General features: G+C 63.3%; 13 protein-coding genes. 4 read left to right on the forward strand and 9 right to left on the reverse strand.

What is annotated here, in order from left to right:
• The first annotated feature begins 98 nt into the window (after positions 1–98).
• From C1N62_RS14525 to iadA, 4 genes are all read left to right on the forward strand, one after another.
• Positions 99–713 (forward strand): LysE family translocator, encoded by a 615-nt coding sequence (locus C1N62_RS14525; RefSeq protein WP_137764300.1) that lies wholly within the window; start codon positions 99–101, stop codon positions 711–713.
• A gap of 189 nt (positions 714–902) precedes the next feature.
• Positions 903–1,562, forward strand: coding sequence for a nucleoside recognition domain-containing protein (locus C1N62_RS14530; protein ID WP_137764301.1), 660 nt, complete (start codon positions 903–905; stop codon positions 1,560–1,562).
• Position 1,563: 1 nt separating this feature from the next.
• A complete protein-coding gene (locus C1N62_RS14535) occupies positions 1,564–2,022 on the forward strand; it encodes a YjiG family protein (protein ID WP_137764302.1) in 459 nt (152 codons plus the stop codon).
• 13 nt (positions 2,023–2,035) lie between these two features.
• Positions 2,036–3,202, forward strand: coding sequence for a beta-aspartyl-peptidase (gene iadA / locus C1N62_RS14540; RefSeq protein WP_137765027.1), 1,167 nt, complete (start codon positions 2,036–2,038; stop codon positions 3,200–3,202).
• Positions 3,203–3,242: 40 nt separating this feature from the next.
• Here the strand turns inward: iadA and kefC are convergent, their stop codons facing one another.
• From kefC to carA, 9 genes are all read right to left on the reverse strand, one after another.
• Positions 3,243–5,093 carry a glutathione-regulated potassium-efflux system protein KefC gene (kefC, locus tag C1N62_RS14545; RefSeq protein ID WP_137764303.1) on the reverse strand — a complete coding sequence of 617 codons (1,851 nt, stop codon included), beginning with the start codon at positions 5,091–5,093 and terminating at the stop codon, positions 3,243–3,245.
• Complete coding sequence (gene kefF / locus C1N62_RS14550; RefSeq protein WP_137764304.1) at positions 5,086–5,643, reverse strand: glutathione-regulated potassium-efflux system oxidoreductase KefF; 558 nt, start codon at positions 5,641–5,643, stop codon at positions 5,086–5,088. Before kefF ends, kefC begins: the two co-directional genes overlap by 8 nt.
• Before the next feature lie 157 nt (positions 5,644–5,800).
• Entirely contained in the window at positions 5,801–6,280 is a 480-nt protein-coding gene (locus C1N62_RS14555) for an arginine repressor (protein ID WP_137764305.1), read from the reverse strand.
• A 35-nt stretch (positions 6,281–6,315) separates the two neighbouring features.
• Positions 6,316–7,719: a YfcC family protein gene (locus C1N62_RS14560; protein ID WP_137764306.1), complete on the reverse strand. Its 1,404-nt coding sequence runs from the start codon at positions 7,717–7,719 to the stop codon at positions 6,316–6,318.
• Positions 7,720–7,767: 48 nt separating this feature from the next.
• Positions 7,768–8,766, reverse strand: a complete 999-nt coding sequence (gene argF / locus C1N62_RS14565) for an ornithine carbamoyltransferase (protein ID WP_137764307.1) — start codon at positions 8,764–8,766, stop codon at positions 7,768–7,770.
• Positions 8,767–8,792: 26 nt separating this feature from the next.
• Positions 8,793–9,701, reverse strand: coding sequence for a carbamate kinase (gene arcC, locus C1N62_RS14570; RefSeq protein WP_137764308.1), 909 nt, complete (start codon positions 9,699–9,701; stop codon positions 8,793–8,795).
• A 10-nt stretch (positions 9,702–9,711) separates the two neighbouring features.
• A complete protein-coding gene (gene arcA, locus C1N62_RS14575) occupies positions 9,712–10,932 on the reverse strand; it encodes an arginine deiminase (RefSeq protein WP_137764309.1) in 1,221 nt (406 codons plus the stop codon).
• A gap of 587 nt (positions 10,933–11,519) precedes the next feature.
• Positions 11,520–14,750 carry a carbamoyl-phosphate synthase large subunit gene (gene carB / locus C1N62_RS14580; protein WP_137764310.1) on the reverse strand — a complete coding sequence of 1,077 codons (3,231 nt, stop codon included), beginning with the start codon at positions 14,748–14,750 and terminating at the stop codon, positions 11,520–11,522.
• A 16-nt stretch (positions 14,751–14,766) separates the two neighbouring features.
• On the reverse strand, positions 14,767–15,915 hold the full coding sequence (carA, locus tag C1N62_RS14585; protein WP_137764311.1) for a glutamine-hydrolyzing carbamoyl-phosphate synthase small subunit: 1,149 nt from the start codon (positions 15,913–15,915) through the stop codon (positions 14,767–14,769).
• Between the last annotated feature and the right edge of the window lie 659 nt (positions 15,916–16,574).

Here is a 16,574-nt window from a genome sequence, read left to right on the forward strand (position 1 = left end):
CAGTAACAGCGGCCCGGCGTGCCAATCATCCATAAGCGTGGTGCGAATTTCCCGCCGTGAGGCTATCATTCCCTTTTTTCCTCCTCGGCCTGTATACGATGTTAGAAACCTCTCTGTTTGTCGCGACCATCGCGGCGCTGGGCATGTTGTCGCCCGGCCCGGACTTCTTTTTGGTGATCAAGAACGCGGCGCGCTACCCGCGTGCGGCGGCGATGTTCACCGCGCTGGGCGTCATCTGTGGCGTGGCGACCCATATGTCCTACTGCGTCGCCGGGCTGGCGGTGGTGATCACCACCACCCCCTGGCTGTTCAACGTGCTGAAATACGCTGGCGCGGCCTACCTGATCTGGGTCGGCATTCAGGCGCTACGCGCGCGTGGCGACAGCAAAATGAACCTCAGCCAGCTCACCCCGCAGAGCGTCAGCCTGAAGGCGGCCTTCTTGCAGGGCTACCTCTGCAACCTGCTGAACCCGAAGGCGACGCTGTTCTTTCTGGCGGTCTTTACCCAGGTGTTGCAGGTCAACTCCAGCATCGGCGAGAAGCTGTGGTACGCCGGTATCATCCTCAGCCTGTCGGTGGTCTGGTGGCCGCTGCTGGTGATCCTGTTCCAGAGCGAGCCGGTACGGCGCGGACTGGCGAAGGCGCAGAAGATCGTTGACCGCCTGCTGGGCGGCGTGCTGATCGCACTGGGGATCAAGGTGGCGTTGAGCTGATCGCCCCCTGATCCAGAGCGGGCTACGGCCCGCTTTTTTTATGCCACTCGTTAAATCATGATTAAGCCCCGCTAACGCATCCCCTGCCCTTTCTTTGATCCTGTCCGCCTTCCTGATTCAGCCTGTTGTTTTATCGTCCGTTTTGGCCTGCATCCGGCAGGCCGCTATTGACGACTGACAGGAATAATAATGAAAACAGAGACACCTCACGCAACAGAGCGGGTCGGCATCACCGGCTACCTCGCCTTCTTTATCACCATCCTGCTCTTCTCCGGCCTCTTCTCCAGCAGCAGCGGCTGGTGGCGGGTGCTGGACTTCACCGTGCTGAATGGCGCGTTCGGCACGCTCAATGCGCCGGGCGATACCGTCACCTCCTTCCGCGGCAGCGGCGGCAGCGGCGCGAAAGATGGCTTCCTGTTCGCCCTCGAGCTAGCGCCCTCAGTGATCCTCTCGCTGGGCCTGATCGCCATCACCGAGGGGCTGGGTGGCCTGCGCGCCGCGCAGCAACTGATGACGCCCGTCCTGCGCCCGCTGCTCGGCGTGCCGGGTATCTGCTCGCTGGCGTTGATCGCCAACTTACAGAACACCGACGCCGCCGCCGGCATGACCAAGGAGCTGGCGGAGTCGAAGGTGATCACCGAACAGGAGCGGGCAATCTTCGCCACTTACCAGACCAGCGGCAGCGCCATCATCACCAACTACTTCTCCTCGGCGGCGGCGCTGTTCAGCGTCATCACCGTGCCGGTGATCACCCCGCTGGCGGTGATTCTGCTGTTCAAATTCATTGGCGCGAATCTGTTACGCGTCTGGATCTTCGCGCTGGAAAGCCGCCGGGCACAGGAGCAATAAGATGGTGACGCAACGCAAAAATGTGATGGAGATGTTTATCGACGGCGCGCGGCGCGGCTTTACCATCGCCACCACCAACCTGCTGCCGAACGTGGTGATGGCGTTCGTCATCATTCAGGCACTGAAGGTGACCGGCCTGCTGGAGTGGGTCGGCCGGATTTGCCAGCCGGTAATGGCGCTGTGGGGGCTGCCGGGCGAGGCGGCGACGGTGCTGCTGGCGGCGCTGATGAGCATGGGCGGCGCGGTCGGCGTCTGTGCCAGCTTGGTGCTGGAGGGGGCGCTCAACGGCCACCACGCCACCGTGCTGCTGCCCGCCATCTACCTGATGGGCAACCCGGTACAGAACGTCGGCCGCTGCCTCGGCACCGCTGGGGTGCACCCGCGCTACTACCCGCTGATTCTGGCGGTCTGTGTGATCAACGCCCTGCTCTCCATCTGGGTGATGCAGGCTCTGGTGTAAGGAGATAAAAATGATGGATCTCTCAATGGTTGGCGGCGTGTTGCTGCGCGGTGCCAATGTCTATACCCCGCAGGCGCTCGGACGGCAGGATCTGCTGGTGATCGCCGGCAAAATTGTGGCCCTCGCCCCGCACATCGCGCCGGAGTCACTGCCCGGCTGTGAGGTGGTGGATCTGGCGGGCCACTGCCTCTGTCCCGGCCTGATTGACCAGCACGTCCACCTGATTGGCGGCGGCGGCGAGGCTGGCCCGCACACCCGCACGCCGGAGGTGCGGCTGTCGCGGCTGGTGGAGGCAGGCATCACCAGCGTGGTGGGGCTGCTGGGCACCGACAGCGTGACGCGCCACCCGGAGTCGCTGCTGGCCAAGGTGCGGGCGCTGGAGAGCGAGGGGATCAGCGCCTGGATGCTGACCGGGGCCTACGGCATTCCCTCGCCCACCATTACCGGCAGCGTCGAGCGCGACGTGGCGCTGATTGACAAGGTGATCGGCGTGAAGTGCGCCATCTCCGACCACCGCTCCGCGGCCCCGGCCCCGGCGGCGCTGGCCAATCTGGCGGCGCAGGCGCGGGTCGGTGGCCTGCTGGGCGGCAAGGCGGGCGTCAGCGTCTTCCACCTCGGCAACAGCCCGCGCCTGCTGGCCCCGCTCGAGGCAATCCTGCGCGACAGCGACGTGCCGATCGGCAAGCTGCTGCCGACCCACGTCAACCGCAGCACCACGCTGTTCACCGCCGCGCTGGAGTTCGCGCGCGCGGGCGGCCACATCGACCTGACCAGCGGCATTGAGACCCCGTTCAGCGCCGCCGAAGGGGTGGCGCGGGCGGTGGCGGCCAATGTGCCGCTGGCGCGCCTGAGCATCAGCTCCGATGGCAACGGCAGCCAGCCGGTATTTGACGAGCAGGGCAACCTACAGGGCATCGGCGTGGCCGGGTTCACCTCCCTGCCGCAGGCGCTGCGCGAACTGGTGCAGTGCCACGGCTTCACGCTCGCGGAGGCGCTCTGCCCCTTCACCTGCAATGTGGCGGCCTTCTTGGGGCTAAGCATGAAAGGGGAACTGCTGCCGGGGCGTGACGCTGACCTGCTGGTGCTGACGCCGGATCTGGCGATCGATCAGGTGTGGGCGAAGGGGAAACGGCTGGTGGAGAACGGCAAGGCGTGCGTGAAAGGGACGTTTGAGGAGTAAAGAAAAAGGTGGCCGCGGGCGCGGCCACCGGTGCGCCGCATCAGGCTTGGTGCGGCGTCTCCTCCTGCGGGATCTCGCCCTCTTCCGAGCGCCCCTGCCAGCCAGTCTGCTGCGCCCGCGCCAGGCGGGTATGATCCATCGCCATCGCTTCGGTCAGCATGGTTTTGGCGCGCTGCATGGTGGCGATGCGGAACTCAGTATCCTCGTAGTTCGGCAGCGTCTCCTCCAGCATCTTCAGGTTGTAGTCGCGGAAGATGTCCGCTTTCTCCCGCGCCTCATAGGCACCGATGCCGATCGCCTCCAGCGCGCGGCGGGCCGTGCGTAGCGAGCCTTCAAACATCTCACGCTCCGGCGACTCCACGCCACGCAGCCGCAGCTGGTAGTAGTGGTCAACGTCACGCGCGCGGGCGATGATCTTCAGGTGCGGGAAGTGCTCACGCGCCAGGTCGGTCAGTTGCAGGTTGGCGTCCACGTCATCCAGCGCGTTGACCAACACTTTGGCCTGCGCCGCGCCCGCGGACTCCAGCAACTCCACGCGCGTGACATCGCCATAGAACACCTTGGTGCCAAATTTGCGCAGCGTCTCCACGTGATCCGGGTCGTTGTCCAGAACCACCGCGTTGATGCCGTTCGACAGCAGCAGACGGCCGGTGATCTGGCCAAAGCGGCCGAAGCCCGCGACGATCACGCTGGCGTGCTCATCAATGGTGTCATCTGGGCGTGAATTGGCGGGTGCCGCCTTCTCGAAGCGCTTGGACAGCACCAGCAGCAGCGGTGTCACCGCCATTGACAGCGCCACCGCCAGCGTCAGCGCCTTCGACCACTCGACCGGCAGCACGCCAGCGTTCTGGGCAGTGCTGAACACCACAAAGGCGAACTCACTGCCCTGCCCGAGCAGGATGGCGAACAGCCCACGCTGGGCGCGTGGCACGTGCAGCATTGGGGCCAGCAGCCACAGCAGCGCCCCCTTCAGCAGCATAAAGCCGCCCAGCAGGGTGAGGATCAGCAACGGGTTGTTCACCAGCGTACCGAAGTCGATCGACATGCCGACGCCAATGAAGAACAGCCCCAGCAGCAGCCCCTTGAAGGGTTGGATATCGCTCTCCAGCGCGTGGCGGTACTCGGAACTGGCGAGCAGCACGCCAGCGAGGAACGCGCCCATCGCCATCGACAGCCCGGCCATCTCCAGCAGCACGCCAAAGCCGAACACCAAAAACAGTGCCACGGCGCTGAACACCTCACGCATCCCGGACTTGGCAACAAAGCGCAGCAGCGGGCGGGTGACGTAGCGGCCAAGCAGCACCACCAGCGCCAACGCCAGCACCATTTTGCCAGCGGAGAGCGCAAAGGTACTGAGGGTGGTGCCGCCGCCGGTGCTCGCCAGCAGCGGGATCATCGCCACCAGCGGAATGGCGGCGATGTCCTGGAACAGCAGCGCGGCAAAGGCGCTGTTGCCCACCGGCGTCGAGGTCAGGTTACGTTCGCTCATCGCCTGCATGGCGATGGCGGTGGAGGAGAGCGACAGCGTCAGGCCAATCAGCGCCGCCACCTGCCAACTCAGGCCGAGCACGTAGCAGAAGGCGCTGAGCAGCACCCCACAGCCAGCCATCTGCAAGCCGCCGCCGCCGAACACCGCGGCGCGCAGGTTCCACAGCCGTTTCGGATCCAGCTCCAAACCGATGATAAACAGCATCAGCACCACGCCGATTTCGGCGAAGGTCAAAATCGATTCGGCATCGGCCACCAGCCGTAGCCCCCACGGCCCAATCAAACAGCCAGCGATCAGGTAGCCGAGCACCGAGCCGAGGCCAAAGCGCACGGCAATCGGCACGATCAGCGCCGCAGAGCCGAGGTAGATCAGCCCCTCAATCATCATCGCGTGGTTATCCATGCTCACCTCCGTTCGCCGCGGCCTCAAGGGTGGCGGCCAGATAGCCCGCCAGTTGTGCCCGGTAGCGTGCCGCTGCCGCCTCCAGGGTCGCCGCATCACAGCTAAAGGTGCCATGCAGCACGAACGGCGGCTGCCACGCCATGCCGCAGTAGAGGGCGGTCGCCTGCAACGGCTGCGCCAGCGCGTCAAAGTGCGGGAAGTCGCCCAGCTTGAAGTGCGGCTGGTCGCCGCCGGTGGTCACGGCCCACAGCGCCTGTTTGCCATGCAGGGCGTCGCCCCCCTGCCCGTAGGCCCAGCCATGCTCCAGCACTTTGTCAAACCAGAGCTTGAGCAGCGGCGGCATGCTATACCACTGCATCGGGTGTTGCCACACCACCAGCGAGGCACGGCTCAGCGCCTGCTGCTCGGCACGGACATTGATGGTGAAGTCGGGGTAGAGATCGTAGAGCGATCTCACCTCCACGCCATCCAGCTCACCGGCCGCCTGGATCATCCGTTTGTTGGCGTGGGAGTGGTGGGGATAGGGGTGGGCGTAAATAATCAGGATCATCAGGATCTCGCTACAACGTGTGTCGCGTCAGGCAGGGCCATCCACACGCCCGGCCCTGACGCTGCCGCCAATGGAAACCGCGCATTCTACGGCCTTCACGTCACAGGAGAAATGGGAAAAGAGCGAAACAGGGGGAAAGAGGCCGCCCCGGCGCGGATCACCCCGTCATCAGCAGGCGGCTGAGCTGCTGGCGGGTCTGCGTTAGCGTGTCGCGGCTGCGCGGCGCGACCCACACCGTGCTGCTGCCGGCCACCACCCCCAGCACGCCGGGCAGGGCGTGGTGATCGATCAACCGCCCCACCGCCCGGCCATAGCCCGTCACGGTCTGGATCAGGATGAACTCCTGATTGGCCTCGATGCCCAGCACCATCTCGGCCAGCGGGCAGGCGGCGTGCGGCTCCGCCTGAGCCGGTGCGGTAAGGATGTAGGTGCGCTCGCCCTTGGCGTTGCGCGCCTTGGTGACGCCCAGCAGGCCGAGCAGCCGCGACACCGTGGACTGGCTGATGTGCCGGTAGCCGTGCTGTTTCAGGGCGCGGCGGAGCGCCTCCTGCGAGCGGAAGGCGTTGCCGGTGATCAACTGCCGGCAGAGCGCCAGCTGTTTTTGCTCTTTGTCGAGCGTGTCAGATCGCTTTGTCATGGCCTGTGTCCGTGCAGGGAGGGTGCCACCCGGCGTCAGAACAGCGCGCCGACGCTCAGGATCAGGGTGATCATCACAAATAAAATGCCCAGCAGCGGCGCGATCCAGCGCAGCCAGCGCGCATAGGGGATGCGGGCGATCGCCAGCCCGCCCATCACCACCGCCGAGGTGGGGGTGATCAGGTTGACCAGCCCGGAGGCCGACTGGTAGGCGGTGACCACCAGATCGCGCGGCACCTGCGCAAAGTCCGCCAGCGGGGCCATGATCGGCATGGTCAGCACCGCCAGCCCCGATGAGGAGGGCACCAGGAAGGAGAGCAGCCCCTCCAGCCAGAAGGTGGTGTTGATGAACACCACGCTCGACAGCCCGGTCACCAGCCCCTCGGCATAGTTCAGGATGGTGTGGGTGATCATGCCGTTGTCCATCACCACCACAATGCCGCGTGCGATGCCGATGATCAGCGCCACGCCCAGCAGATCGCGCGCGCCGTTGATAAAGGCGCGGGTCAACGCCTCCTCCCCCATGCGCGCCAGCAGCCCGGCAAAGATCGAGGCCGCCAAAAACAGCGCCGAGATCTCCGCCATCCACCAGCCGCGCACCGCCACGCCGTAGATCATCACGGCAAAGACGATGGCGAACAGCGTCAGCACCATTTTGCGTACCGGCGTGAAGGCCAGCGTCCCCTCTGGCCGCTGGCTGAGGAAGTGGGCGCGGTTCTCCTCCCACTTGTCCGCCAGCAGCGAATTGGCGGGATCGCGCCGCACCCGTTGGGCATAGCGCATCACGTAGAGCACGCACGCTGCCCAGCCCGCCAGCAGCACCAGCAGGCGCAGGCCGATGCCGGTGGTGAACGGCACCCCGGCAGCGTTGGCGGCGATCACCGTGGCGAAGGGGTTGATGGTGGAGCCGAGCGTGCCGATCCCCGCGCCGAGCAGCACGGTGGCGGCGGCGACCACTGGGTCAAAGCCTGCGGCGATCATCACCGGCACCAGCAGGGTGTAGAACGGCAGTGACTCCTCCGCCATGCCGTAGATGGTGCCGCCCGCCGCGAACAGCCCCATCAGGATCGGGATCATCCAGACCTCCTTGCCGTGCAGCAGCGCCATCGCGCGCGCGATGCCCGCGTCGATCGCGCCGGTCTCACCGACGATCCCCAAAAAGCCGCCGATGATCAGGATAAACAGCGAGACGTCGATCGCCCGCGCCTCGTTGGTTTTGTGGTCGTAGAGGCCGTCGATGGGCGCCAACAGCACGTCCACCACGCCCTGCGGTTGCGCCTCTGCTGGCTGGTAGGTGCCAGCGACCGGCACCTCCTTGCCCAGATCGGCGTTCATCGCCATCCGGTACTGCCCGGCGGGCACCACCCAGGTCAGCGCGGCGATCAAGGCAATCAGCGCAAACAGGATGGTGTAGGCGGAAGGAAAGGTGAATTTTTTCATGGGATGCCCTCTCGTCAGGCCAGCGTGCCGTGCACGCTGGCCAGTTGCTCAGCCCGCCAGCGTGGCGACCATGACCGCCTTGATGGTGTGCATACGGTTCTCCGCCTCATCGAACACGATGGCGTGGTCAGACTCGAACACCTCCTCGGTCACCTCCAGCCCCGCCAGCCCGTGGGCCAGTTCGATCTCGCGCCCCAGCCGGGTGTCGGCGTTGTGCAGCGCTGGCAGGCAGTGCATGAACTTCACCGCCGGGTTGCCGGTGGCCGCCAGTAGGGCAGCGTTCACCTGGTAGGGTTTCATCAGGCTGATGCGCTCCGCCCAGGCGGATTGCGGCTCGCCCATTGACACCCAGACATCGGTGTAGAGGAAATCGACGCCCGCCACCCCCTCCTCCACCTGTTCGGTCAGGAGGATGCGCGCGCCGGTGCGGGCGGCGATCTCGCGGCACTGCGCCACCAGCCCGGCGTCGGGCCAGAACGCCGCCGGAGCCACCAGCCGGATCTCCATGCCCATCTTGGCCGCCCCCACCAGCAGCGAGTTGCCCATGTTGTTGCGGGCATCCCCGAGATAGGCGAACGCCACTTGATTCAACGGCTTGTGCGGGCAGTGCTCCTGCATGGTCATCAGGTCAGCGAGGATCTGCGTCGGGTGGAACTCGTCGGTCAGGCCGTTCCAGACCGGCACGCCCGCGTAGGCGGCCAGCTCCTCCACCACCGCCTGCCCAAAGCCGCGGTACTCAATGGCGTCATACATGCGGCCCAGCACGCGGGCGGTGTCCTTCATCGACTCCTTGTGGCCAATCTGCGATCCGCTGGGGCCGAGGTAGGTCACACTCGCGCCCTGATCAAAGGCCGCGACCTCAAAGGCGCAACGGGTGCGGGTGGAGGCTTTCTCAAAGATCAGGGCGATGTTTTTCCCGCTCAGCCGTGGCCATTCGGTGCCCTGCTGTTTCTCCTGCTTGAGCTGGATCGCCAGCGCGATCAGGCTGGCGATCTCCTCTGGGGTAAAGTCCAGCAGCTTCAGGAAGTGGCGATGTGTCAGGTTCATGATCTCTCCTTAATGCGTAGTGGCCGTCAGCCGTGGATCCGTGTGCCGTGCTGGCCGGTGAGAATGGTGCTGCCATGCTGGAGTGGGCCAATGCCCGCCACCCCGTTCGATCGGGTGGCGAAGCGGCAGGCGGCCTCCACCTTTGGCCCCATGGATCCGGCGTCAAACGTCAGGCCAGCCAGATCGGCAGGCGTGACATCCGCCAGCGCCCGCTGGGCGGGCGTGCCCCAGTCGAGGCAGACCGCCTCGGCATCGGTCAGGATCAGCAGCGCATCCGCGCCGATCTCCTCCGCCAGCAGCGCGGCGCAGAGATCTTTGTCGATCACCGCCTCCACCCCGCGTAAGCCCTGCCCCTCGCGCACCACCGGCGCGCCGCCGCCGCCACAGCAGATAACCAGATGCTGTTGCGCCAGCAGCGCCTGAATGGCCGCCAGCTCAACAATCCGCTGTGGGCGTGGCGAGGGCACCACGCGGCGGAAGTGGTCGCCGTCCGCGTGCATCACCCACCCTTTTACATGGCGGAGTGCGTCGGCCTCGGGCGCGCCATAGAGCGGCCCGATATATTTGGTCGGCGCGTGGAAGGCGGGATCGTCCGCCGCCACCTCCACCTGCGTCAGCAGCACGCTCACCTCCTGCGCGGGCAGGCAGTTCTTCAGCGCCTGTTGCAGCAGGTAGCCAATCATCCCCTGGCTCTCCGCCCCCAGCACATCCAGCGGATAGGGCGCGACCGCGCGGTAGGCGCTGTTCTGCAACGCCAGCAGCCCCACCTGCGGGCCGTTGCCGTGCACCAGCACCACTCGCCAGTCGGCGGTCAGCGCCGCCACCACCGCCGCTGCCTGTGCCACGTTCTGTTGCTGGAGATCGGCCTCCAGCGGCTGGCCGCGCTTGAGCAACGCATTGCCGCCAAGCGCCACCACCAATGTCGGTGTTGTCATGGGTCTCTCCTTAAATGGCGTCGCGTTCCAGCGGGCAGCTCATGCAGCGTGCGCCACCGCGCCCGCGCCCCAGCTCATCGCCCGGAATCGGCAGCACCGTGATGCCGGCCTTGTCATACTGCTCGTTGGTCCAGGTGTTGCGCGCATAGCCCACCACCACGCCGGGGCGCAGCGCCAGCACGTTGTTGGCGTCGTTCCACTGCTCCCGCTCCGCCTCGAAGCTGTCACCACCGGTGGCCACCAGCCGGATTCTGTCCAGCCCCAGCGCCTGCCCAATGGCGTGCAGGAAGTCCGGCGACTCGCGGTAATGCAGCCCGCCGTGGCCGTCGCCAGTCAGCGTCCAGCACTTGATCTCTTTGCGGATCACCTCCGGGTAGATGGAGAAGGCATCCAGATCGATGTGGGTCATCACCGTGTCGAGGTGCATACAGGCGCGATGCTTCGGCAGCTCCAGCACGATCACCTGGCTGGCCTGTTGGTGGGCGAACAGCGCGCGCGCCAGAAACTCCACCCCCTGCGGCGTGGTGCGCTCCGACAGGCCGATCAAGACCGTGCCGCGCCCCAGCACCAGCACGTCGCCCCCCTCCAGCGTGGCGTGGTCGTAGTTGAGGTCGTCATCGCCGAAATATTTGGTGAAGCCGCCGTCAGCAAAGAGCGGGTGCCAGCGGTAGATGGCGCGGACGTTATGGGTTTCGCGTTGGCGGGCGACCTTCGCCATCGGGTTGATGGAGACGCCCTGATAGATCCAGCAGGAGGTGTCGCGGGTAAAGAGGTGGTTGGGCAGCGGCTCCATAATGAAGTCCTCCAGCGCGTGGGTGCCCATCACCCATTTGCCAAAGGCGGTGGGGATGTCGCCGTAGGTCAGCCCGCCGGTCATCAGGCGCGCCAGCTGGCGCTCATCCTGCTCGCCCAGCCAGCCGCGGATCTCGGCGGCAAACGCTGGCCCGAGCCGGAAGTCCGAGACCTGCGAGGCCAGCAGCCAGGCTTTGGCGGCTGGCACCTGTAGCGTCTCGTAGAGCAGATCGTTGAGCAGCCGCACCTCCACCCCCTCCTGCCGCAGGATGGCGGCGAAGGTGTCATGCTCCTCGCCCGCCCGCTCCACCGACAGTACATCATCGAACAGCAGTGACTGGCAGTTGGAGGGCGTCAGCCGTTTCAGGCTCAGGCCGGGGCGGTGCAGCATTACCGTGCGCAGCCGGCCGATTTCTGAGCCAACATAGTGTCTTTCCATATTTCATCCCGTTTCTCAAATTTGGACTGGCCGACGCAGATGGCCGGCGCGTAGCGCAAATTACCCCAGGGTTTGGCACGGGAGATAATATCGGTGGGAGACATTATTTATGTGATAATACTCACGGCCGATGGCATGGCCGCTATTTGTTGCAAGCTTATTGATTAGGCGCATTGTCAGGCGTTAATTATTCTGCCTGCTTTTGCTTAATTAACCCCCCGGCTGCATAGATATTTCCAGCGCCAATCCCCGCCCTGCGCCCCTCAAATAAAATTAATATAATTCATATAATTAGTTGTAAAATTAAGTTTCCCTGCATAACTACGCAGTTGGCTCGGGAAATTATTGGGCGTTTTACGATAATTATGCGCTTATGCCTGAATGGGCAAGGGAGAAATAGTTGTGACCGCGATGCTTCTTTTTTCGTGAGTCGTTTATTGGCAAGGGAAATAAGAGAGGAAAAAAACGTGGCGAAAAAAACATTATGCAGATAATGCGGATAACCTGCGCATCAGGGTGGGCGCGAATGGCAATAATTATGCGAAAAAAACCCCACGTTGCCGTGGGGTCTGTGGGGTCGCGCTGGATTAACCAACGATCTGCGCGTGCATCTCCTGCACCGAGATAACCTGCTCGGTCGGGTCGGTGCTCAGCGCCATCGCGGTGGCGAAGCCGCCGTTCAGCGTGGTGTCGTAGTGCACTTTATATTGCAGCGCGCTGCGGCGAATCAGCTTGGAGTCCTCAATCGCCTGACGGCCCGCAGTGGTGTTGACGATGTAGGTATACTCGCCATTCTTGATGCGGTCTTGAATGTGCGGACGGCCCTCATGCACCTTGTTGACCAGACGCGGGTTGATGCCCGCCTCGCCCAGTACCACAGCGGTGCCGTGGGTGGCATCCAGCTCGAAGCCGCGTTTCAGCAGCTTGGCCGCCAGATCCACCACGCGGGACTTGTCACCCTCGCGCACGGAGAGCAGCGCACGGCCGCTCGCCTTCAGGTTCAGGTTGGACTGGCTGCCGAGCATCGCTTTGCCGAAGGCTTCCGCGAAGGTGCGGCCGACGCCCATCACTTCACCGGTGGAGCGCATCTCTGGCCCCAGAATCGGGTCAACGCCGGGGAACTTGTTGAACGGCAGCACTACCTCTTTCACGGAGTAGTACGGCGGGATCACCTCTTTGGTGACGCCCTGCTCCGCGAGGGATTTGCCAGCCATCACGCGCGCCGCCACTTTCGCCAGCGGTACGCCGGTCGCCTTGGAGACGAACGGCACGGTACGCGCCGCACGCGGGTTGACCTCAATCAGGTAGACCTCGTTCTCCTTCACCGCGAACTGCACGTTCATCAGGCCGCGCACCTGCAACTCGAAGGCCAGCTTCTCGACCTGCTGGCGCATCACATCCTGAATCTCCTGGCTCAGGGTGTAGGCTGGCAGGGAACAGGCGGAGTCGCCGGAGTGCACGCCCGCCTGCTCGATATGCTCCATGATGCCGCCAATCAGCACGCGCTCGCCGTCGCAGATGGCATCCACGTCCACCTCTACCGCGTCATCAAGGAAGCGATCCAGCAGCACCGGCGCGTCGTTGGAGACGGAGACGGCGTTCTGGAAGTAGCGCTTCAGATCCACTTCGTCGTAGACAATCTCCATCGCCCGGCCGCCCAGCACGTAGGAGGGGCGCACCACCAGCGGGTAGCCGAGGGTCGCGGCCTTCTCTACTGCCTGCTCGGTGGTGGTGACGGTGGCGTTGGCTGGCTGCTTCAGGCCGAGGCGGTTGACCGCCTGTTGGAAGCGCTCACGGTCTTCGGCGCGGTCAATCGCATCCGGGCTGGTGCCGATGATTGGCACGCCCGCGGCTTCCAGCGCACGCGCCAGTTTCAGCGGGGTCTGGCCGCCGTACTGCACGATCACGCCCTGCGGCTGCTCGAGGCGCGCAATCTCCAGCACGTCTTCCAGCGTCACCGGCTCGAAGTAGAGGCGGTCAGAGGTGTCGTAGTCGGTGGAGACGGTCTCCGGGTTGCAGTTGACCATGATGGTTTCGAAGCCATCCTCGCGCAGCGCCAGCGAGGCGTGCACGCAGCAGTAGTCGAACTCGATGCCCTGACCGATACGGTTCGGCCCGCCGCCCAGCACCATCACTTTCGGGCGGTCGTTGGTCGGGTTGGACTCGCACTCCTCCTCATAGGTGGAGTACATGTAGGCGGTGTTGGTGGAGAACTCCGCCGCACAGGTGTCCACGCGCTTGTAGACCGGGTGCAGCTGGTAGCCGTGGCGCAGCTTGCGGATTTCGCTCTCGGCCACGCCAGCCAGTTTCGCCAGACGCGCGTCGGCAAAGCCCTTGCGCTTTAGCTGGCGCAGGAAGTCAGCGGTCAGGATGTTGATGCCACCCTCGGCCACCTTCTCTTCCAGACGCACCAGCTCTTCAATCTGCACCAGGAACCAGCGGTCAACGTTGGTCAGGTTGAACACGCCGTCCACGGACATGCCAGCGCGGAAGGCGTCCGCGATGTACCAGATACGCTCCGCGCCCGCGTCTTTCAGCTCGCGGCGGATTTTGGTCAGCGCCTCTGGTTCATCCAGGCTCACCTGCGGGTCGAAGCCGGTGGCGCCCACTTCCAGTCCACGCAGTGCCTTTTGCAGCGACTCCTGCTGGGTGCGGCCAATCGCCATCACTTCACCCACGGACTTCATCTGGGTGGTCAGGCGGTCATTTGCGCCCGCGAACTTCTCAAAGTTGAAGCGCGGGATCTTGGTGACGACGTAGTCGATGGATGGCTCGAACGAGGCCGGGGTCAGGCCGCCGGTGATGTCGTTCATCAGCTCATCCAGCGTGTAACCCACCGCCAGTTTCGCCGCCACCTTGGCAATCGGGAAGCCGGTGGCCTTGGAGGCCAGCGCCGAGGAGCGCGACACACGCGGGTTCATCTCGATGACGATCAGGCGGCCGGTTTTCGGGTTGACCGAGAACTGCACGTTGGAGCCGCCGGTTTCGACGCCAATCTCACGCAGTACCGCCATCGAGGCGTTACGCATGATTTGGTACTCTTTGTCGGTCAGGGTCTGCGCCGGGGCGACGGTGATGGAGTCACCGGTGTGGATGCCCATCGCATCAAAGTTCTCAATCGAGCAGACGATGATGCAGTTGTCATTTTTGTCGCGCACCACCTCCATCTCATACTCTTTCCAGCCAATCAGCGACTCGTCAATCAGCAGCTCATTGGTCGGTGAGAGGTCGAGGCCGCGCTCGCAGATCTCTTCGAACTCTTCACGGTTGTAGGCGATGCCGCCGCCGGTGCCGCCCATAGTAAAGGAGGGACGGATGATGCAGGGGAAGCCCACGTCGTCCGCCACGGCCAGCGCCTCTTCCATGGTGTGCGCAATGCCGGAGCGTGCGGTGTCGAGGCCAATCTTCTTCATCGCCTGATCGAAGCGGCGACGGTCTTCGGCCTTGTCGATGGCGTCGGCGGTGGCACCAATCATGGTGACGCCGAACTCCTCCAGCACGCCCTGACGCTCCAGCTCCAGCGCGCAGTTCAGCGCGGTCTGGCCGCCCATGGTCGGCAGCACCGCATCCGGGCGCTCTTTTTCGATGATTTTGCGTACCACTTCCCAGTGGATCGGCTCAATGTAGGTCGCGTCGGCCATCTCCGGGTCGGTCATGATGGTCGCCGGGTTGGAGTTCACCAGAATGACGCGGTAGCCCTCTTCGCGCAGCGCCTTACACGCCTGCGCGCCGGAGTAGTCAAATTCACAGGCCTGGCCAATCACGATCGGGCCGGCGCCGAGAATCAGGATGCTTTTTATATCTGTACGTTTTGGCATGGTAAGTCGCTCCTGATTATTTGGCGGTAGAACGGTAGGTCTGGATCAGTTCGATAAAGTGATCGAACAGCGGCGCCGCGTCGTGCGGGCCGGGGCTGGCTTCCGGGTGACCCTGGAAGCTGAAGGCCGGTTTGTCAGTGCGGTGGATGCCCTGCACCGTGTGGTCGAACAGCGAGGTGTGCGTGATGCGCAGCGTCGCTGGCATCCCCTCTTCATCGACGGCGAAGCCGTGGTTCTGGGCGGTGATCATCACGGTATTGTTGTCATGGTCTTTGACCGGATGGTTGCCGCCGTGGTGGCCGAGCTTCATTTTGCGCGTCTTCGCGCCGCTGGCCAGCGCCAGCAACTGGTGGCCGAGGCAGATGCCGAACACCGGCACCTCAGTCTCGAGGAAGCGCTGGATGGCAGTGATGGCGTAGTCGCACGGTGCCGGGTCGCCGGGGCCGTTGGAGAGGAAGATGCCATCCGGGTTCATCGCCAGCACCTCGTCCGCCGGGGTCTGCGCCGGTACGACCGTCAGGCGGCAGCCGCGATCCACCAGCATCCGCAGGATGTTGCGCTTCACGCCGTAGTCATAGGCCACCACATGGAAGGGCAGATCCGCGGCCTCTTTGGCCTCCGGCAGCTCGCCCTCCAGTGACCAGCTCCCCTGCTGCCAGCTGTAGCTCTCTTTGGTGCAGACCTCTTTCGCCAGATCCATGCCGTTCAGGCCGGGGAACGCCTGCGCCTTTTGCAGGGCCAGCGCCGCGTCTGGATGGTCGCCAGCGATGATGCAGCCATTCTGCGCCCCTTTCTCACGCAGCAAGCGGGTCAGCTTGCGGGTGTCGATATCGGCGATGCCCACGATGTTCAGGCGCTTGAGGTAGTCCGAGAGGGTCTCTTCACAGCGGTAGTTGCTGGCGATCAGCGGGAGGTCGCGGATGATCAGGCCTTGCGCGTGGACGGTGGAGGATTCTTCGTCGGCGGTGTTGGTGCCGACATTGCCGATATGGGGATAAGTGAGGGTGACGATCTGGCGGGAATAGGAGGGATCAGTGAGGATTTCTTGATAACCGGTCATCGACGTATTGAAGACCACTTCCCCCACTGCCGTACCTTCGGCCCCGATGGCCCGACCGTGGAATTGGGTTCCGTCTTCCAGAACCAACAGCGCTGACTTAATCAAAGCATCCTCCAGGAATAATCAATCATTATATTTGCATATTAATTCAGAATTGACGCCCTAAATCAATGCAAAAATCACTGCGAGAGCTAATTTTTGGCAAATTGCGCGCATTCTAATGATGCCCCCTACCTTTGTCTACCAGAAACACGCATTTTTACCCCTATTTCTCTTCATTCAGCAGAAATGCAGCCTTAGCCAGCCAAAAAAGGGGGATAAGTGGGGTGGGTAAACGGTTGCGACACTTTTCCGCAGAAAAAAAGCGGGGAGGCTGCCCGCTCAGGGTGAACTTTGAGCAATTGCAACATGAAAAACGGGATTGCAGAGGGATAATTATATTTTATTTAATCAATAACTCAAAATCACTCACAACCCCATTAAAATTTAGTAATTAACTAAAAAAATCTTAAAATACATATCTATAAAAATAGATAACTTAATTTTAATAATCTAAAAAAATGGCAAAATCCCTGACTTAACCCACATAAAAACCACATTCACTAGAAAAATACACCCCAAGTTACGCCATCCCATTTATTTACCATTATGTAACCTAATCGCCAGTCATCGCTGCCCTGACAGCCCCTTTTGCCCCTGAAAAAGCGCGCTTTCTCCGGTGTTAGCGTGAAAACCGTGGGGAGATGCCCCAGCGCTTTTTGTTG

Source organism: Nissabacter sp. SGAir0207 (genome assembly GCF_005491205.1).
In the GTDB taxonomy this organism is placed as follows: Bacteria; Pseudomonadota; Gammaproteobacteria; order Enterobacterales; family Enterobacteriaceae; genus Chimaeribacter.